The organism is Streptomyces indicus (assembly GCF_900100315.1).
Taxonomy (GTDB): Bacteria; Actinomycetota; Actinomycetes; order Streptomycetales; family Streptomycetaceae; genus Streptomyces; species Streptomyces indicus.
Genome location: NZ_FNFF01000001.1, coordinates 263,631 through 280,918 on the forward strand (window position 1 = coordinate 263,631; position 17,288 = coordinate 280,918).

Sequence of the window (17,288 nt, forward strand, 5' to 3'; positions counted from 1 at the left end):
GAGGTGCCCGTGCACGGACCGGCGTCGGCAGGCTGGCTGCTTGTCGCGTTATGTGCCGCGATGGGGGCGTACTGCCTGCTGCGGATGCGCAGTCCGGTGACCGCACAGCGGACCGGCGCGGGCGGTGAGGCACTGATGGGATTCGGCATGGCCCTCATGGCGGTGCCCGCGGCCGTGCTCACGCAGCCCGCCGCGCTGTGGTGGGCGTACGTCGCGGTGTTCGGCGCCGCGGCCGCGTACGAGGTGGGCCGCGCGCGCCGGGCCGCCCACCATCTGCACCATCTCGTCGGGGCCCTGGCCATGGTCTACATGGCGCTGGCCATGGCGTCCGGCGGGCACCACGGCGCGGGCGGCGTGCCGCTCCTGACCGGCGCGCTGCTGGTCTACTACGCCGCGTACGTACTGCGCTCCGGGGTGCGGCTGATGCCGGCGGGGGCGGCCGGCAGTCCGGTGCCGGGGTCTGCCACAGCGGCGGGCGGGGGGCCGGGCGCGGGCACGGGGTGGGGTGACCGGACAGAGCTGGCGATGGCTTGCCGGCTGTCCATGGGGATCGCGATGTTCGCGATGCTGCTGACGATGTAGGGGTTCCGGAGTGGCTGTGGAGTGGCTCTGGAGTGACTGCGGAGCGGTTCCGGAGTGCCCGCGGAGCCGGATCCGGGGCGGGCCCGGCACCGCGACGGGGTCACAACGGACGTTTCCGGCATACGACTCCGTGGCGTCCGTCACTTGGCCGCGCGGCCCGTACCGCCGGGTAGCCGCCCCCTCCTAGGCTGGGCGGCATGATGGTCCCTGCCGTCCTCCTGCTGCTCGGCGCATTCACCGCCGTGCTGGCGCCCCGTCTGCTCGCCCGGGCCAAGTGGCCGGAACGCGAGCCGGTGGTGGCGCTGTGGATATGGCAGTGCGTGGTGGCCGCGGTGCTTCTGTGCTGTCTGCTCTCGATGCTCCTGAGCGCTTCGGGCGCCTGGCACCAGGTGCGCGGCCGGGTGTTCGCCCCCGCGCCGACCGGCGTGGTCGAGGCGTACGCCTTCGGGGCCGGCGGTCCGTGGGCGGCCGGGCTCGCGGTCCTGCTCGCGTGCGGCGGCCTGTGGACCGGGGCGATGCTGACCCGCGAAGTGCTGCGGGCGCGGGCGCGGCGCCGCGCGGCACGGACCGAACTGCGGCTGCGCGCCCCGCTGTTGCCGGGCGAGGAGCCGGGCAGCGACCCGCTCGTGGTGATCGAGGGCGAGCGCCCCGACGCCTGGTGGCTGCCGGGCACGGCCCCTCAACTGGCCATCACCACGGCCGCGTTGCGGCGCCTGAAGGGGCGCCAGCTCGATGCCGTGCTCGCGCACGAGCAGGGCCATGTCACGGCGCGCCACGACTGGCTGCTGCACTGCTCCTCGGCGCTCGCGAACGGGTTCCCGCAGGTGCCGGTGTTCGCCGCCTTCCGCGACGAGATGCACCGCCTGGTGGAACTGGCCGCGGACGACGTGGCCTCGCGCCGCTTCGGGCGGCTCACGATCGCGCTCGCCCTCGTCGAACTCAACGAACACCGTGGGGTGTTCGGCCCCTGCCCGACCGCGCACGCCGAGGTGCCGCAGCGCGTGAACCGGCTGCTGTCGGCCAAACCCCGGCTGACCGCGGGCCGTCGGCTGCGGCTGACGGCGGCCGGTGCGCTCGTGCCCGTGATCCCCCTTCTCGTGGCCTTCGTGCCGGGGCTCAGCGCGCTGGGCTAGCCCTCACCAGGGGTACTCGGGAAAGATCAGCCCATGTCACGTCGTCCCCCACACCTCATCCGTCCCGCCCCGCTCGCGGGGCTCCTCGCCGCGCTCTCGGCCGTCCTGCTCGCCCTCGTGGTGTTCGCCTGGCCTCCGCTCGAGAGTTTCGACACGGGACTCTCGCGGACCGTCCACCGCTGGGCGCACGACTTCGACGGAGTGACGCAGTTCAACCGCGTGATGACGGACTGGGTCTGGGATCCCTGGACGCTCAGAACCCTGTGCGCGGTCGTGACCGTGTGGCTGTGGCTGCGCGGAGCGCGGCGCCTTGCCGTGCTGCTCGCGGTGACGTGCACGGCGGGCACGCTCGTCCAGCAGGGACTCAAGGCCCTGGTCGGCAAGGACCGGCCGCAGTGGCGCGAGCCGCTCGACAGTGCGCACTACGCCTCGTTCCCGTCCGGCCACGCGATGACCGCGGCGGTCGCGTGCGGGCTGCTCCTGTGGCTGCTGCGGCGCCACGGGGTCGAAGGTGCCGCCTGGGTGGCGGCGGTGACCCTCGCGCTGGTGTCCGTGATCGGTGTCGGCCTCACCCGGATCTGGCTCGGCGTGCACTGGCCGAGCGACGTCGTGGGCGGCTGGCTGCTCGGGCTCCTGACGGTGGTGGTCGCGGTGGGGGTGTACCGGCGCACGGAGGAGCGGGCCTGACGCACACGGGCGTGGGCAGGCGCGAGGACGTTCGGGGCTGACGGGCACGGGCGTGGGCCTCTGCGCCTCCTGCTTGACCGTGGCGCCGGCCGCGGCCGAGGATCGGTCTCATGGCGATCAAGGGCGTGCTCTTCGACTTCTCCGGGACCCTGCTGCGGATCGAGAGCACCGAGGCCTGGCTGCGGGCCGTGCTCGACGAGACGGGGACGGAGTTGTCCGAGGCGGAGTTCCTGCGCTGCGCCGCGGAGTTGGACCACGTGGGCGCACTGCCCGGCGGCACCGCGCACCCTCGCGTGCCGGAGCATCTGCGCGAGCTGTGGGAGGTGCGCGACGAGAGCGCGGAGAAGCACCGCGCCGCATACACGGGCCTGTCCAACGTCGTGCGTCTGCCGGCGCCGCACCTGCACGAGGCCCTCTACGACCGCCACAGGACACCGCCCGCGTGGGGCCCGTACCCCGACACGGTGCGGGTGCTCGAAGGGCTGCGGGAGCGCGGGGTGCTCGTGGGGGTCGTGAGCAACATCGGCTGGGACCTGCGGCCGGTCTTCCGCGAGCACGGCCTCGACCCGTATGTCGACGCCTATGTCCTCTCGTACGAACACGGGATCCAGAAGCCCGACCCCCGGCTGTTCGCCGTGGCGCTGGAACGGCTGGGTGTCGCGCCCGCGGACACCCTCATGGTCGGGGACGACCGGCGCGCGGACGGCGGTGCGGCCCAACTCGGCTGCGCGGTGCACTTCGTGGACCACCTGCCCGCGCATGAGCGTCCCGGTCAGCTGCTGCCCGTGCTCGATCTGGTGGATGCGTCGGCGGCCTGAACCCGCGGGATTCCGCGGACCGAACCCCGCGGGACTCATTGGCCCCTGGCACCGCTCGCGGTCCACCCGGCCTCTGGGCCCACGGCGCCCGTCGCGCCAGGCCCTAAGGTGGTGGCATGTCCCGCGAAGCCGCCACGCACTCCGTGCGGTCTGCCGAACTCAACGAGCAGATCCGCGCGTTGTGGGCGCGTGCGGGCGGCCGGCTCGACGAGCAGCAGCGCGCGGAGTACGAGCGGCTGGTCACCGCCTGGGCGGCAGCCGTACGCGGCGACGTGACCGAACCGGTCTGACGCAGCGGACTCACCCTGGGACGACCGGGGACAACTCACCTGTCCCTTATGGAGACCTGATGGAGACGGCCGCAGCGGAGCGGGCGTTGATCCCGGGTGGCGAGGCGAACATCACAACTCCCGCGCCTGAAAGCCCTCTCAGGCTCGAATCAGCAGGTCAGAGGCGGTTGGGCGGCTCTTGCACAGGTGGCGAACCCAGAGTTTTCTCAGCGCGTTGTCATACCCGACCCCTAAGCTCGTTCACATGTCCTCCACTCCACGTCCGCGCCCCACTCGGTCCGCCGAAGAGCTCAATGAGCAGATACGGCGGCTGATGCTGTGCTCCGGCGGCCGGCTGAGCGAGGAGCAGCGCAAGGAGTACGCGGGCCTGGTCGTCGAGTGGGCGGCCGCCGTGCGCGGCGGTGTGCTCGAAGCGGCCTGAGGCGCCCGCCCCGGGGGTTTTCCCCCAGGGAAAGCTCCTGGTCAGCCGGGTTCTGCCGGTGATCGACGGACTCTAACGTCGAAGAGTCGGCGCGCTCCGATGCGCCGCGAGACCAGGAGTCCTCATGCGCAAGATCGCCCTCGCCCTCGGTGTGCTCCTCGGCACCTTCCTCATCGCCCGCGCCGTCGTCGAGCCCTTCGTGATCGACTTCGGCGACCCCTCGTCGTACGCCGACGACTGGGGCGGACCGCATGTGATCGGCGTACTGGCGGTGCACTGTCTGCCGGGCGTTCTCTCGGCCTGGCTGATGTACCGCGGGGCCCGCCGACGCCTCGCCCGCACCGCACGCACCTCCGCCAGCACTCCCGACAGCACTCCCCCGCAGGCGGTCCCCCGCGGCCGCTAGCCGCACCGTCCCGGCAGGAAGAGACTGGGGACTTGGCGGCAACCGGCGTCGCGGCGAGGGGAGACCGGCCATGCCTCCTTGGACAGCAGCGGACATTCCGCCCCAAAGAGGCCGTGTCTTCCTCGTCACGGGCGGGAGCAGCGGACTGGGCGCCGAGGTGACCCTTGCGCTGTGCGCGGCCGGTGCGGAGGTGATCCTCACGTGCCGGGACGAGGAGCGTGGTCGTGCGGTGGCCGCGGCGGCGCAGGGCCCGGTGCAGGTCAGGCACCTCGACCTGGCGGACCTCGCATCGGTACGCACCTTCGCCGAAGGCCTGACGGAGCCGGTCGACGTACTGATCAACAACGCGGGCGTGATGGCCGTCCCGCACTCCGTGACAGCCGACGGCTTCGAGCGCCACATCGGCACCAACCACCTGGGCCCCTTCGCCCTCACCGGCCTGCTCCTCGACCGCGTCCGCGACCGGGTCGTGACGGTCACCAGCGGACTGCACCGCCTCGGCCGGGTCCGCCCCGACGACCTGCACTTCACCCGCCGCCGCTATCAGCGCTGGCTCGCCTACGCCCAGTCCAAGCTGGCCAACCTGCTCTTCGCATACGAGCTGGAACGCCGCTTCGACAACGCAGGGCCCCCGCCTCCTGACCCGGAATCCCGGACGCCAGGCCCGATCTCACTGGCGGCCCACCCGGGCGTGGCCGCCACCGAGGGGCAGCGGCGCGACACCTCGTTCCAGGGCAGGCTCCTCGCGGGCGGCCGGGCGCAGCCGCCGGCGATGGGAGCACTCCCGCTGCTGTACGCGGCGACGGCCGCGGATGCGGCGGGCGGCACCTGCATCGGGCCGGACGGCCTCTTCCAGCGCAACGGCCACCCGGAGACGGTCGCCACGAGCGTGCGCTCGCACGACACGAAAACGGCACGGCGGCTGTGGGAAGAGTCGGAGCGGGCGACCGGGGTGCGGTACCCGACGGGCGGCTGACGCCTCGCCCTCCGCCTGACCTGGGGTGACACGCGTCCCGGACAAGGCAATGCCGCCCGTCCGGACGATCCCCCGCGTCGCCCGGGCGGACGGCAGCACTGGGGAGCCCACGCAGGGGCCCGTTCAGTGCACGCTGAGTATAGTTGGCTCCGAGCCAGTCAACGCAGGAGTTTCCGTTTGTCCCCGCGCAGCGCAGCCGTGAACGAGGAGTTGCGGCGGCGTTCCCGCGAGCGGTTGCTGCAGGCGACCGTCGAGCTGGTGGGCGAGCGCGGGTACGAGGCCACGACGCTCGGCGACATTGCCGACCGGGCCGGCTGCGCACGGGGGCTCGTCTCGTACTACTTCCCCGGCAAGCGGCAGCTGCTCCAGTCCGCGGTGCACCGGCTGATGCATCGCACGCTCGCCGCGGCGCTCGAGCGCGAGCCGGTCACGACGGACGGGGACGAGCGCCTGGCCCGTGCCATCGACGCGATCCTGGGCCTGGCGACCGACCGGCCCGTGCTGATGCGTACGCACATGGCCGGGATTCTCCAGGCCGAAGGGTTCGTGCAGTGCCCCGAGCAGCAGCGGCTCGCGGAGCTGCTGCGCGACACCTGCGTACGGCATGGGGCGCTCGACGTGGACCGCGAGTACCCGCTGCTGCGGGCGCAGTTGATGGGCGCCGTGTTCGCCCTGCTGCTGCCGGGGGCGCCGATGCCGCTGGAGCCGCTGCGGGCCGAACTGTTCCGCCGCTACGGGCTCGCGTGGGAGCTGGGGGTTCCGCCGGGCGGCGAGGCGCCCGGCGGAACCGGACTCAGAGAGCGGTCGGCGCTGGGGCCGTCCGCGTCCTGAGCGGGACCGCTAGTCCCGGTCGAAGTAGTCGGGCTGCGTCTGGACGTTGAGCTCGTCCAGCCGGATCCGCTTCGCCGGATCCGTACGACGGTCGTTGATCTTCAGGACGTCGAAGCCCTTGGCGATGTCGTTGGAGTAGACATAGCCGTTGTAGTAGTACGCCGACCACGAACCGGCCGTCTGGAGCGTGGTGGTCGACAGCGGACCGCGCTCGAAGTAGCCGATCTCCTTCGGCTTGCTCGAGTCGGTGAAGTCCCAGACCGAGACGCCGCCCTGGTACCAGGCCTGGACCATGAGGTCCTTGCCCTTGACCGGGATCAGCGAGCCGTTGTGGGCGACACAGTTCTCGGTGTCGGCCTGGTGGCGGTCGATCTTGAAGTACGAGCGGAAGACCAGCTTGCGCTTGTCGCCCTTGCCGACGATGTCGTAGATGCCGTTGGCACCGCGCTTCGGCCCGATGGCCGCGTTGCAGGTGGCACCGGAACCGCCGCCGAGCTCGTCGGTGAAGACGACCTTGTTGGCCTTCTGGTTGAAGGTCGCCGAGTGCCAGAACGCGAAGTTCACGTTGTCCTGGACCTGGTCGATGATCTTCGGCTGCTCGGGATCCTCAATGTCGAAGAGGATGCCGTCACCCATGCACGCGCCCGCCGCGAGGTCCTTGGAGGGCAGCACGGTGATGTCGTGGCAGCCGGTGGTCTTCGAGACACCCGGGTTGGTGGGCGCACCCGGGTTGCCGCCGCCGTCCGGACCCTCACCGGGGAACAGGACGGGGAAGTCGATGACCTTGGCCTGCTCGGGAGCCTTGCGCGGCACCTTGATGATCGAGATGCCGTCGTGCGGCGGCTGGCAGTCCGGGAACGTCGTGCTCGGCGAGTACGAGGAGACGTACACGTAGACGTTCTTGCGCTCCGGCACCAGCGTGTGCGTGTGCGAACCGCACGCGGTCTCCACGGAGGCCACGTACTGCGGCTCGCGGATGTTGCTGATGTCGAAGATCTTCATGCCCTCCCACGACGACTTCTCGGTCGCGGGCTGCGAGGTGCTGGAGCACGAGTCGTCGCTGCGCGAGGAGTCGGTGGAGAGGAAGACCAGGTTGCCGGAGACCGAGATGTCGTTCTGACCACCGGGGCACAGGACCTGGGCGACCGTCTCGGGCTTCCTCGGGTTCGAGATGTCGAAGATCCGGAAGCCGTCGTAGTTGCCGGCGAACGCGTACTTGCCCTGGAAGGCAAGGTCCGAGTTCGTACCCGGCAGCAGGTCCTTCGGGATGTTCGTGACGTGTTCGATGTTGTCGGAGTGGACGATCTCGTCCTGGCCGGGGATGTCCCCGCTGGCTATCGCCTCGCGGGTGTCCGCGGCATCGCTCTTGGACACCCCCTTCGGCGAGGCGGGGGTGTCGCCCGGGTCGGGGGTGGCGCCGGCCTGACCTGCGGTCAGGAGGGTGGCGACAAGCCCGAATGCGGCGGCTGCGACGCCGAGGCGTCTGTGCCGGGCACGGGGTCGGTTCTGCTGGCTCACTCTGTCCTCCCAAGTCGCCGTTCGTAGTTGAACGGTTCACGGACAACGGCAGTATCGTGCTCGCCATGCACATCTCAACAGATGGCAACGCACTTGTAATAGAAGTTTTTGATCTTCGGCGCCCGCGCTCGTGCTAGGACGGACGCCAACGTTCCCGTTGTTCCAGGAGGTTGCCGTGCTGCTTCGTCACAGATCCCCGCACCGGCGTATCAGCGCCGCGGCCGCGGTGGCGCTCGCCGGTGCACTGCTGCTCGGAGCCTGCGACTCCGGTGGCGGCGAGGACGAGGCCAAGTCCGGTGACAGGGGCGGGGCTTCGGTGATCGCGCCGGGCAAGCCGGGCGAGAAGTCCGAGAAGATCTCGCCCGAGGAGGCCAAGAAGCGGGCCGAGGACGATACGCCCAACTCGGCCGATTTCACGTATGCGCAGATGATGATCGTGCATCACCGGCAGGCGCTGGAGATGACCGAACTGGCCCCGAAGCAGGCGAAGTCGGGCGCGGTGAAGAAGCTCGCCGAGCGGATCCACGCGGCGCAGGGGCCGGAGATCGAGGCCATGGAGGCCTGGGTCAAGAACAACGGCGGTCCGCGCGAGACCGAGGGCCACGATCACCACACGATGCCGGGCATGGCTTCCGGACCGCAGATGAAGAACCTGAAGGCGGCCAAGGGCGCGGCCTTCGACGAACTCTTCCTCAAGCTGATGATCACGCACCACCAGGGCGCGATCACCATGGCGGAGGAGCTGCTCTCCGGCGGGAACAACATTCAGCTGGAGGAGATGGCCGCCGACGTGATGGCCCAGCAGGCCAGCGAGGTCGACCGGATGCGCGGGATGGCCTGACGCCAACGCCCTTGCATGTACGGCGTGTTGGTCAGCGGCGGTTGTGGCGCGGCGCGAGATGGCCCGCGTCGCGTGCGCCCGCGATCAGGCGCAGCGCCCGGCGGCGGCTGCGTCCGGTCGCGGCCATCACCGCGAGCACCGGATCGCGGCTCTCGGCCTGCGCCGCCCGGTAGGCCTCGGCCGCCACGAGCCGGGCGTCCTTGCCACGTGGCTGCGTACGGCGTGACCTGCGGTGATCGCGCCGGCCTCCGTCCGCCGCCGGCCGGGGTTCCGCGGCGGGCGGGCGGGGCGCGGGGTCCGCGACCACGGCGCGACAGGCCTCCTCCAGCGGGCCGGACAGCCAGTCGGTCAGGGCGGCGAAACCGCCCAGGGGCAGCGGCGGCCTGGCCCGCATGTCCTCGATCGAGATGCCGGTCTCGCCCGCCACGGCGAGCACATCGATGTACGCGCCTTCCCCGAAGGTCACGCGTACGTCGAACCACGGGGGCAGCGCGCCCTCGGCCGGTCCTTGTCCGGCCGCTTGCCCGGCCTCTTCGCGAGCCGGTCCTGCCTCGCCCGCCTCCCCCCGCTGCCGTCCCGTGGATGCGGTGCCGTGCCCGCGCACCTCCCACGCGGGCTGCACGGAGGTCACCTGATGCGGACGATTCTGATCAAATTCCGGGTCAAATGATCCATTGAGCACATCAGAACCGTATCTGGACGATCACTCTCGGTCAGTGACGGCACGCGAGCCTTCACCCTCGTTCGCCGCGCGTCCCCGCACATCTCCCCCGACGCCTTGCCCGCGCCGTGGCGCACACCTCCCCCGAGGCGCCGCGCACATCTCCCCCTTCCCGTACGGGAGTGCGATGCTGAAGGCATCCCGCGGGAGGAGCCTCACCGTGCTTCATGTCGCTGTCGTCGGATCGGGACCGAGCGGGGTGTACAGCGCCCAGTCGCTCGTCCAGCAGGACCGCGTGCCGGTACGCGTCGACGTACTCGACCGGCTGCCCTGCCCGTACGGTCTGGTCCGGTACGGCGTCGCCCCCGACCACGAGAAGATCAAGTCCCTGCAGAACAACCTGCGGACGGTGCTCCAGGACGAACGGGTCCGTTTCCTCGGGGCCGTGGAGATCGGTCCGGGCGGCATCGCGGCGCGCGACCTGCTGCGGCTGTACGACGCGGTCGTGTACTGCGTGGGCGCGGCGACCGACCGGCATCTGGGCGTGCCCGGTGAGGAGCTGGCCGGGAGCTGGTCGGCGACCGAGTTCGTGTCCTGGTACAGCGCGCACCCCGACGCGCACTGGAACGGTGCGCTCGCCGCGGCCGAGTCCGCCGTCGTGATCGGCGTGGGCAACGTGGCGGTGGACGTCACCCGGATCCTGGCCCGCGGCGCCGACGAGCTGACGGGGACGGACATGCCGGCCGCGGCGCTGGCCGCGCTGGCGGCGAGCCGGGTGCGCGATGTGCACATGGTGGGGCGGCGCGGGCCCTCTCAGGCGAAGTTCACCACGAAGGAACTGCGCGAGCTCGGCTCGCTCGCGGACGCCGATGTGCTCGTGGATCCGGCCGAGTTGGCGCTCGACCCGCACTTCGCGGACCCGTCGGGGCTGCCCGCCGCCGGCCGGCGCAACGTCGAGGCCCTGCGCGCCTTCGCGGACCGCCCGGCGCAGGGCCGGTCCCGGCGGATCCATCTGCGGTTCTTCCTGCGGCCGGTGGAGCTCCTCGGCGAAGGCGGCCGGGTGCGTGCGGTGCGTTTCGAACGGACGTTGCCCGACGGCCTGGGCGGGGTGACGGGATCGGGCGCGTACGAGGAGATCGGCGCGCAACTCGTCCTGCGCTCGGTCGGGTACCGCGGGATCCCGCTGGACGGACTCCCCTTCGACGAGCAGCGCGGCGTCGTGCCGAACGCCGCGGGGCGCGTGCTGCGCGAGGGCGTGCCCTCGCCCGGGGAGTACGTCGCCGGCTGGATCAAGCGCGGCCCGACCGGGGTCATCGGCACCAACCGTCCCTGCGCCAAGGAGACCGTGGGCTCCCTGCTCGAGGACGCCCCCGGCCTCGTACAACAGGCGGTCAGGACCGACCCGTTGGAGGGGCTGCGCGCCGCCGGTCTGCGGCCCGTGGAGTGGACCGGGTGGCAGGCGATCGAGCGGGCCGAGGCCGCGCTCGGGGCCTCGCTCGGGCGCGGCCCGGTGAAGATCGGCGAGTGGGACGCGCTGCTGGCGGCGGCCCGCGAGGACCGGGCCGGCTGATCCCGGGTCTCCGGCCCCGCCTTCGCCGCACCGCCCCCACCGCTCGTCCCCCGAACTCGCTGCAAGGGTCTGGCGATCGCCGACACAGCGCGGCAACATCCGCGTAATCAACAAACTGTTCAGGCCGCCTACGGTCTCGTGCACCCCCACTCACGCGAGGCGTCCCGCCTCCCCACTCGCGTGCACCGCTCCCCCTGCACATGAACAGCCTTGTCCCCTCTGCCAGTTCAGGAGTGCCCTATGGCTTCTGCTCCCTCATCCGCCGCGGCGAACGAGAAGCACCCCGTCGATCAGGTGCCGCCCAGCGGCAAGCTGATCGCCTTCGGTCTCCAGCACGTGCTCGCGATGTACGCGGGCGCGGTGGCCGTGCCGCTGATCGTCGGCGGCGCGATGAAGCTGCCGCCCGCGGATCTCGCGTATCTCATCACGGCCGATCTGCTGATCTGCGGGGTGGCGACTCTGCTCCAGTGCGTCGGGGTGTGGCGCTTCGGCGTGCGGCTGCCGATCATGCAGGGCTGCACGTTCGCGGCCGTGTCGCCGATGGTCCTGATCGGCACGGAGGGTGGCGGACTGCCCGCCATCTACGGTGCGGTGATCGTCTCCGGGCTCGCGATGGTGCTGCTCGCGCCGATCTTCGGGCGACTGCTGCGGTTCTTCCCGCCGCTGGTCACGGGCACGGTGATCCTGATCATCGGCGTCACCCTGCTGCCGGTGGCCGGGCGCTGGGTGGCGGGCGGCGCGGGATCACCCTCGTTCGGCGAGCCGAAGAACATCGGCCTCGCGGCCTTCGTGCTCGTGGTGGTCGTGGGCGTGCAGCGGTACGCACCGCCGTTCCTGAGCCGGATCGCGGTCCTCGTCGGCATCCTCGTGGGCACCCTGGTGGCGATACCGCTGGACTTCACGGACTTCGGCGGCGTGGGCCAGGCCGACTGGCTCGGGATCAGCACGCCCTTCCACTTCGGTGCGCCCACCTTCGAGGCGGCTGCCGTGGTGTCGATGCTGGTGGTCGCGCTGGTCATCATGACCGAGACCACCGGCGACATGATCGCGGTGGGCGAGATGACCGGCCGCAAGGTGGAGCCGCGACACCTGTCGGACGGTCTGCGCGCGGACGGTCTGTCGACGGTGCTCGGCGGTGTGTTCAACACCTTCCCGTACACCGCGTTCGCGCAGAACGTGGGGCTCGTGGGCATGACGCGGGTGCGCAGCCGCTGGGTCGTGGCCTGTTCGGGGGTGATCCTGGTGCTGCTCGGCCTGCTGCCGAAGCTGGGCGCGGTCGTCGCGGCGATCCCCGCGCCGGTGCTCGGCGGTGCGGGGCTGGTGATGTTCGGGACGGTGGCCGCCACGGGGCTGCGCACGCTCGCGACCGTGGACTTCCGCGGCAACCACAACCTCACGGTCGTCGCGGTGTCGGTGGCCGTGGGCATGCTGCCGGTCGGCGTGCCGGAGATCTACGAGGAGTTCCCCGACTGGTTCCAGACGGTCATGCACAGCGGGATCAGCGCGGGCTGCCTCACGGCGATCGCCCTGAACCTGCTCTTCAACCACCTGCCCGGGGGCAAGCCGCGTGACGACCGGCCGGGAGGCGATTCGGACCGCGCGATCCATCCCGGGCGGGGCGAAGGCGAGGCCGGTCCGCCCGAGGGTGCGGCCGCGGTCTCGGACGCGGGCTCAGCTGCCGGTGAGCCGCCGCTCCTGCCGGGCAGCCGCGTCGAGAACGCTGTCGAGAAGTCCGGGGAAGAGCGCGGCTAGATCCTCGCGGCGCAGCCCGTTCATCTTCGCCGTACCGCGGTAGACCTGCCGGATCACCCCGCTCTCGCGCAGCACACGGAAGTGGTGCGTGGTGGTGGACTTGGTGACCGGCAGGTCGAAGTAGGAGCAGGACAACTCGCCCTGGGCCTCGGCCAGTTCGCGCACCACCTGGAGCCGCATCGGATCCGAAAGGGCGTGCAGGACGGCCTCGAGGCGGATCTCGTCGCGCTCGGGGTGGGCGAGCTCTCGGCTGCTCGTCGCGGTGGTCACGCTGCCTCCCGATCCGTGGGCGCCGCCCGGTCCGGCGGTCGCTGCGGAGTTCATTGTACGAGAGGTCTCGTAGTTTGACATCTCTCGTAGTACGGTGAGTATCGTACGAAGCAGCCGGGCGGCACCCGCCTCCGGCCGTCCCGTACGTACCACCCGATCTCCGCCCCACTGCCGAAGGAGCCCGCCGTGAGCGCACTGTTCGAGCCCTACACCCTGCGGTCGCTGACCATTCCCAACCGCGTGTGGATGGCGCCGATGTGCCAGTACTCGGCGGAGGTCTTCGGCCCGAACGCGGGCGTCGCCCACGACTGGCACTTCGCGCACTATGCGGCCCGCGCCGCGGGCGGCACCGGCCTCATCCTCGTCGAGGCCACCGCCGTCAGCCCCGAGGGCCGGATCAGCCCGCACGACCTGGGCATCTGGAACGACACGCAGGTCGCGGCGCTGCGCCGGATCACGGACTTCCTCAAGTCGCAGCACACCGTGCCCGGTATCCAGATCGCCCACGCGGGCCGCAAGGCCTCGACCGCGCAGCCCTGGAAGGGCGGCAAGCAGGTGGACGAGTCCGAGCACGGCTGGCAGCCGCTCGCGCCGAGCCCGGTGCCGTTCGCCGCGGACGACCGCACGCCCGCCGAACTGACCGTGGAGCAGATCGAGGAGATCGTCGGCCAGTTCCGCGCGGCGGCCCTGCGCGCCCTGGACGCCGGCTTCGAGGTGGTCGAAATCCACGGCGCACACGGGTACTTGATCGGCGAGTTCCTCTCCCCGCACGCCAACAAGCGCACCGACGCGTACGGCGGCTCGTACGAGAACCGCACCCGCTTCGCCCTCGAAGTCGTGGACGCCGTACGGGAGGTCTGGCCCGAGGACAAGCCGCTGTTCTTCCGCATCTCCGCCACCGACTGGCTGGAGGAGGGCGGCTGGACCGCGGACGACACCGTGCGCTTCGCCTCGGTCCTCAAGGAGCACGGCGTCGACCTCCTCGACGTGTCCACGGGCGGCCTCGCACCCAAGGTCAGCATCCCGGTCGGCCCCTCGTACCAGGTGCCGTTCGCGACCCGAGTCAAGGAGGAGGCCGGGCTGCCCGTCGCCGCGGTGGGCCTGATCACCGAGCCGGAGCAGGCCGAGAAGATCATCGCCAACGGCGAGGCGGACGCGGTGCTCCTGGGCCGCGAACTTCTGCGCAACCCGTCCTTCGCCCGCCTCGCGGCCCGCGAGCTGGGGGGCGAGGTGCACGTGCCGGACCAGTACCACCGGTCCGTCTGAGCCTCGCCGCAGCCGGGGCCGCGGCGCCGCACCACGGCGGCCACCGGCGTCGGCGGGAATCCGACGTCACCCGTGGAAGCCAAGGGTGCGGTCGCGAATCCGCCAGCCACCTCTCACCGGGAGTTGCTGGACTGATCGCGACATCCGCCGCCTCCACAGGACGGGACGCCATGCAGGCAACCACGGCCACGCCGGTCGACGACCACCGCCCACCTCCTCGGTCCCCGCTGAGGGGGTGGGCGGCCGTGGTCTCGGTCATGCTGGGCATCTTCGTCATCGTCACCACCGAGATCCTGCCGATCGGACTGCTCACCTCGATCGGCTCCGCCTTCACCGTCTCGGACGGGATGGCCGGGCTGACGATGACCATGCCGGGCTTCCTGGCCGCGGTCGCCGCTCCCCTCGTCACCGTGGCCACGGCACGTTTCGACCGCCGGGTGATGCTCTGCGTCTTCATGTTCCTGCTGGCGCTGGCGAACTTCCTCGCCGCCGCGGCACCCGCCTACTGGCTCGTCCTGGTTTCCCGGATCCTGGTCGGGATCACGATCGGCGGCTTCTGGTCGATCGGGGCCGGGCTGGCGGCTCGGCTGGTGCCGCCCGCCTCGGTCGGCAGAGCAACTGCCGTGATCTTCTCCGCCGTTCCGCTGGGCTCCGTCCTCGGTGTCCCGGCGGGCACCCTCATCGGTGACCTCGCCGGATGGCGAACGGCCTTCACCGTCATGGGAGTTCTGACCGCGGGCGTGCTGGTCATGCTGCTCGTCTTCGTGCCGCCGCTTCCTCCCGTACAGGCCACCCGGCTGAGCGTGCTCGGCGGCATGCTCCGCAGCACGCACACCCGCTTCGCCCTCCTGCTGACGTTCCTCGTCGTGCTGGCCCACTTCGGCACCTACACCTACGTGACACCGTTCCTGGAACTGGTCACCGACGCCGGCAGCGGACTCATCACCACGTTCCTGCTGCTCTACGGTGCCGCCGGCATCCTCGGCAACTTCCTGGGCGGGGCCTGGGTGACCCGTCATCCGCGGGCCGTCTTCGGACTCGCGGCCGCCCTGATCGCCGCGGTGACCCTCCTGCTTCCTGTGCTGGGCGGGTGGAAGGCCGGCGCGTTGCTGCTCCTGATCGTGTGGGGCGTCGCGTACGGCGCCGTACCGGTCGCGTCGCAGACCTGGTTCGCGAAGGCGGCTCCGGAGGCCCCGGAAGCGGCATCCGTCCTCTTCACGGCCTCGTTCCAGGCGACGATCTCCATGGGCGCGCTCGTGGGAGGACTCGTCCTGGACCGTACCTCGCCGTCCGCGCTCATGGTGCTCGGCGGCTGCGCCGCGGTGCTCATGGTGCTGGCCGTGGCAGCACGCCCCGTCGCCGTGGCAGCACGTCCCGCCGGGCCTCGCTGACCACACGGCACCCGGAACCGGCGGCGCCTCACCCGTGCGGCCGGGTTCGAGTCCACTCCCAGGGGAAGCGACCCCGATCCGGCTGCGGCGGGCGGTCTGATCAGCCACAATGACGCATCCGAGGCATGAGGCGCCCCCGTGCATCTGCGCGCCCCCGTGGGCGACTTCGGCCTGGGGTGGCGCGCCGGATACAGTGCGCCACCCGACACAAGAGGTGGGCTGTGGAACAGATCGGATGCGTACCGAAGCAGCGCGGGGACGAGTTCCCCGCCGCGGATCTCCTCGCGGCCGAGCGCCAGTTGAGACATGCCGTACGGGACGGCGATCTGGCGGCGTTACGCGGTCTGCTCCACCCGCAGCTGGTGTCGGTGCGTCCCGACGGGCGCTGCCACGCCGGGGACCACGAGGCGGCGGCGCTGGGCGAGGGCACCCTCGTCGTCGACCGGATCGAGCCGGAGGAGACGGTCGCGACGGTGGTCGGCGCGACAGGGGTCACGCGGACCGTCCTCGCGGCCCAAGGCACCTGTGACGGCAAGCCGTTCGAGGCGCGGGTCCTGTGCACGCGGACCTGGGTGCACGACGACGCCACGGGATGGCAGGTGCTCGCCACGCGCGTCGGGGAAGTGGACGACAGCGTGTGAGAGCGACCGGGTGGAAGGGCTCCCCCTCGAGGGCCGGTGGAGGTGTGCGGGTGGACTCGCACACCTCCGGCCGTATCGGCGGTGGTTCAGGCGCCGGTCCCATGGCGCTTGGGGCGGTGATCGGGGTGGTGAGACGGGTGCTGTCTCACCAGTCGCCGTCGGACACGGGTTTGCCCGGGTCGCCCAGCGGATGGACCTGGCCCGGCTTCGTCGGCTCCCAGGGCTCGTGGTCGTCGCCGAGCCACTCCCCCACCGGCTTGACTCCTTCGAGGGTGTCGGTGGGCGCGAGGTCCTTGCCGTCCTCGTCGTAGTAGTCGAACCAGGGCAGCCCGGCCCTGTTGTACGCGGCCCGGTCGACGGGGGACGGCGGCGGGGCCTCGCCGGTGATACGGCGCCACTGGGGCGGAGTCACCAGGTGGACGAAGACGCGGGCCGCCGGGGTCGGCGACCAGTCGGAGTCGGGGCGGTCGTCCTTGTAGACCTCCTGGCGCATCGAACCGCCCACGCCCAGGCCCATCGCGGGCGCGGCGGCGGGGACGGGCGCCCCGCCGGCCGGCGCCGCGGCGGCGAACGGCATCGGCGGTGCCCCGGCAGCCTGCGGCACGGCTCCTCCGTAACCCGCGGACCGCATGCGCGCCGAGCGCTCGGCCGCCAGGCGGCGCTGCTCCTCGCGCCACCGCTCCAGCGCCCGCTCGTTCAGCGTGAACGACTGGAGCTGTACGCCGCCCCAGTGCTCCTCGCCGGTGACCTGGCCCTCGACGGTGGCGCCGAGCCCGAGGGGTACGGCGACGAACTGCCGGACCGTGCCCTTGCCCGAGTTGATCCCGTCCAGCCAAGGTTGGCGGGGCAGCACCACATAGTTCTGCGGATGGCGCTTCAGCTTGTCGCGCCACGGCTTCCCGGAGACCGCACACACCTTGCCGACGCCCACCTGAAGCGCCGCGGGCTCCGAACTCCCGCCGAAACTCAGCCACATGGCCTCGCGCAGATACACGGGCAGCAGCACTCCGCCGCGCTCCAGCCACTCCTGCGGCGCGGTGTCCGGGAAGTCCTCCACGCGTCGCAGCGGAAAGACGCCCAGCCCCGGCGGCAGGGCGTGCGTGCCCGTCTCGGGCAGCCGCAGCGTCCGCATGAACTGCACGCTCACCCCGCCGGGCAGCCGCAGCCGGTCACCGTCGATCCGTACCTCGCCATGCGCCATGGCGTCCTCCCCCTGCTGTGGTTGGTGCCGCTG

19 protein-coding genes are annotated in these 17,288 nt (G+C 71.5%); 15 read left to right on the top strand and 4 right to left on the bottom strand.

The genetic code is table 11. The features are described from left to right. Positions 1-9: 9 nt before the first annotated feature. From BLT97_RS01225 to BLT97_RS01265, 9 genes are all read left to right on the top strand, one after another. Entirely contained in the window at positions 10-582 is a 573-nt protein-coding gene (locus BLT97_RS01225) for a DUF5134 domain-containing protein (protein WP_176953590.1), read from the top strand. Between the two features lie 197 nt (positions 583-779). After that, the gene (locus BLT97_RS01230; protein ID WP_093606751.1) at positions 780-1,715 is read left to right on the top strand and encodes a M56 family metallopeptidase; all 936 of its coding nucleotides are present in this window, start codon (positions 780-782) and stop codon (positions 1,713-1,715) included. A 33-nt stretch (positions 1,716-1,748) separates the two neighbouring features. Continuing rightward, a complete protein-coding gene (locus tag BLT97_RS01235) occupies positions 1,749-2,402 on the top strand; it encodes a phosphatase PAP2 family protein (protein WP_093606752.1) in 654 nt (217 codons plus the stop codon). A gap of 110 nt (positions 2,403-2,512) precedes the next feature. Further along, positions 2,513-3,220, top strand: coding sequence for an HAD family hydrolase (locus BLT97_RS01240; protein ID WP_093606753.1), 708 nt, complete (start codon positions 2,513-2,515; stop codon positions 3,218-3,220). Positions 3,221-3,336: 116 nt separating this feature from the next. Beyond that, positions 3,337-3,510 carry a hypothetical protein gene (locus BLT97_RS37705; RefSeq protein WP_093606754.1) on the top strand — a complete coding sequence of 58 codons (174 nt, stop codon included), beginning with the start codon at positions 3,337-3,339 and terminating at the stop codon, positions 3,508-3,510. A 244-nt stretch (positions 3,511-3,754) separates the two neighbouring features. Next, the gene (locus BLT97_RS37710; RefSeq protein ID WP_093606755.1) at positions 3,755-3,931 is read left to right on the top strand and encodes a hypothetical protein; all 177 of its coding nucleotides are present in this window, start codon (positions 3,755-3,757) and stop codon (positions 3,929-3,931) included. Positions 3,932-4,055: 124 nt separating this feature from the next. Continuing rightward, entirely contained in the window at positions 4,056-4,337 is a 282-nt protein-coding gene (locus BLT97_RS01255; protein ID WP_093606756.1) for a hypothetical protein, read from the top strand. A 70-nt stretch (positions 4,338-4,407) separates the two neighbouring features. Then, positions 4,408-5,313: an oxidoreductase gene (locus tag BLT97_RS01260; protein ID WP_093606757.1), complete on the top strand. Its 906-nt coding sequence runs from the start codon at positions 4,408-4,410 to the stop codon at positions 5,311-5,313. Between the two features lie 177 nt (positions 5,314-5,490). Continuing rightward, on the top strand, positions 5,491-6,144 hold the full coding sequence (locus BLT97_RS01265; protein WP_093606758.1) for a TetR/AcrR family transcriptional regulator: 654 nt from the start codon (positions 5,491-5,493) through the stop codon (positions 6,142-6,144). Between the two features lie 9 nt (positions 6,145-6,153). On the opposite strand, the gene BLT97_RS01270 is transcribed toward BLT97_RS01265, so the two are convergent. Next, entirely contained in the window at positions 6,154-7,662 is a 1,509-nt protein-coding gene (locus BLT97_RS01270; protein WP_093606759.1) for a hypothetical protein, read from the bottom strand. A gap of 175 nt (positions 7,663-7,837) precedes the next feature. On the opposite strand from BLT97_RS01270, the gene BLT97_RS01275 reads away from it, so the two are divergent. Continuing rightward, positions 7,838-8,503, top strand: coding sequence for a DUF305 domain-containing protein (locus BLT97_RS01275; RefSeq protein ID WP_245769082.1), 666 nt, complete (start codon positions 7,838-7,840; stop codon positions 8,501-8,503). Positions 8,504-8,534: 31 nt separating this feature from the next. Here BLT97_RS01275 and BLT97_RS01280 read toward each other — a convergent pair whose 3' ends face one another. Next, positions 8,535-9,125, bottom strand: a complete 591-nt coding sequence (locus BLT97_RS01280; protein WP_342742679.1) for a DUF6214 family protein — start codon at positions 9,123-9,125, stop codon at positions 8,535-8,537. A 259-nt stretch (positions 9,126-9,384) separates the two neighbouring features. On the opposite strand from BLT97_RS01280, the gene BLT97_RS01285 reads away from it, so the two are divergent. Continuing rightward, positions 9,385-10,734 carry an FAD-dependent oxidoreductase gene (locus BLT97_RS01285; RefSeq protein ID WP_093607683.1) on the top strand — a complete coding sequence of 450 codons (1,350 nt, stop codon included), beginning with the start codon at positions 9,385-9,387 and terminating at the stop codon, positions 10,732-10,734. Positions 10,735-10,974: 240 nt separating this feature from the next. Then, the gene (locus BLT97_RS01290; protein WP_093606761.1) at positions 10,975-12,486 is read left to right on the top strand and encodes a nucleobase:cation symporter-2 family protein; all 1,512 of its coding nucleotides are present in this window, start codon (positions 10,975-10,977) and stop codon (positions 12,484-12,486) included. On the opposite strand, the gene BLT97_RS01295 is transcribed toward BLT97_RS01290, so the two are convergent. Continuing rightward, positions 12,406-12,756 carry an ArsR/SmtB family transcription factor gene (locus tag BLT97_RS01295; RefSeq protein WP_093606762.1) on the bottom strand — a complete coding sequence of 117 codons (351 nt, stop codon included), beginning with the start codon at positions 12,754-12,756 and terminating at the stop codon, positions 12,406-12,408. The genes BLT97_RS01290 and BLT97_RS01295 overlap by 81 nt on opposite strands. Before the next feature lie 186 nt (positions 12,757-12,942). Here BLT97_RS01295 and BLT97_RS01300 point away from each other — a divergent pair, with 186 nt between their 5' ends. The 3 genes from BLT97_RS01300 (at position 12,943) to BLT97_RS01310 (ending at position 16,054) form a co-directional block, all read left to right on the top strand. After that, the gene (locus BLT97_RS01300; protein WP_093606763.1) at positions 12,943-14,022 is read left to right on the top strand and encodes an NADH:flavin oxidoreductase/NADH oxidase; all 1,080 of its coding nucleotides are present in this window, start codon (positions 12,943-12,945) and stop codon (positions 14,020-14,022) included. Positions 14,023-14,192: 170 nt separating this feature from the next. Next, positions 14,193-15,413: an MFS transporter gene (locus BLT97_RS01305; RefSeq protein WP_176953591.1), complete on the top strand. Its 1,221-nt coding sequence runs from the start codon at positions 14,193-14,195 to the stop codon at positions 15,411-15,413. 221 nt (positions 15,414-15,634) lie between these two features. Next, positions 15,635-16,054, top strand: coding sequence for a nuclear transport factor 2 family protein (locus BLT97_RS01310; protein ID WP_176953592.1), 420 nt, complete (start codon positions 15,635-15,637; stop codon positions 16,052-16,054). 145 nt (positions 16,055-16,199) lie between these two features. On the opposite strand, the gene BLT97_RS01315 is transcribed toward BLT97_RS01310, so the two are convergent. After that, positions 16,200-17,255 (bottom strand): hypothetical protein, encoded by a 1,056-nt coding sequence (locus BLT97_RS01315; RefSeq protein WP_093606765.1) that lies wholly within the window; start codon positions 17,253-17,255, stop codon positions 16,200-16,202. Between the last annotated feature and the right edge of the window lie 33 nt (positions 17,256-17,288).

Bases quoted from the DNA above. Each gene is read 5' to 3' on its own strand.
- BLT97_RS01260 (WP_093606757.1), top strand. From the start codon at position 4,408: ATGCCTCCTTGGACAGCAGCGGACATTCCGCCCCAAAGAGGCCGTGTC.
- BLT97_RS37705 (WP_093606754.1), top strand. From the start codon at position 3,337: ATGTCCCGCGAAGCCGCCACGCACTCCGTGCGGTCTGCCGAACTCAAC.
- BLT97_RS01230 (WP_093606751.1), top strand. From the start codon at position 780: ATGATGGTCCCTGCCGTCCTCCTGCTGCTCGGCGCATTCACCGCCGTG.
- BLT97_RS01305 (WP_176953591.1), top strand. From the start codon at position 14,193: ATGCAGGCAACCACGGCCACGCCGGTCGACGACCACCGCCCACCTCCT.
- BLT97_RS01290 (WP_093606761.1), top strand. From the start codon at position 10,975: ATGGCTTCTGCTCCCTCATCCGCCGCGGCGAACGAGAAGCACCCCGTC.
- BLT97_RS01240 (WP_093606753.1), top strand. From the start codon at position 2,513: ATGGCGATCAAGGGCGTGCTCTTCGACTTCTCCGGGACCCTGCTGCGG.
- BLT97_RS01315 (WP_093606765.1), bottom strand. From the start codon at position 17,255: ATGGCGCATGGCGAGGTACGGATCGACGGTGACCGGCTGCGGCTGCCC.
- BLT97_RS01235 (WP_093606752.1), top strand. From the start codon at position 1,749: ATGTCACGTCGTCCCCCACACCTCATCCGTCCCGCCCCGCTCGCGGGG.
- BLT97_RS01255 (WP_093606756.1), top strand. From the start codon at position 4,056: ATGCGCAAGATCGCCCTCGCCCTCGGTGTGCTCCTCGGCACCTTCCTC.
- BLT97_RS37710 (WP_093606755.1), top strand. From the start codon at position 3,755: ATGTCCTCCACTCCACGTCCGCGCCCCACTCGGTCCGCCGAAGAGCTC.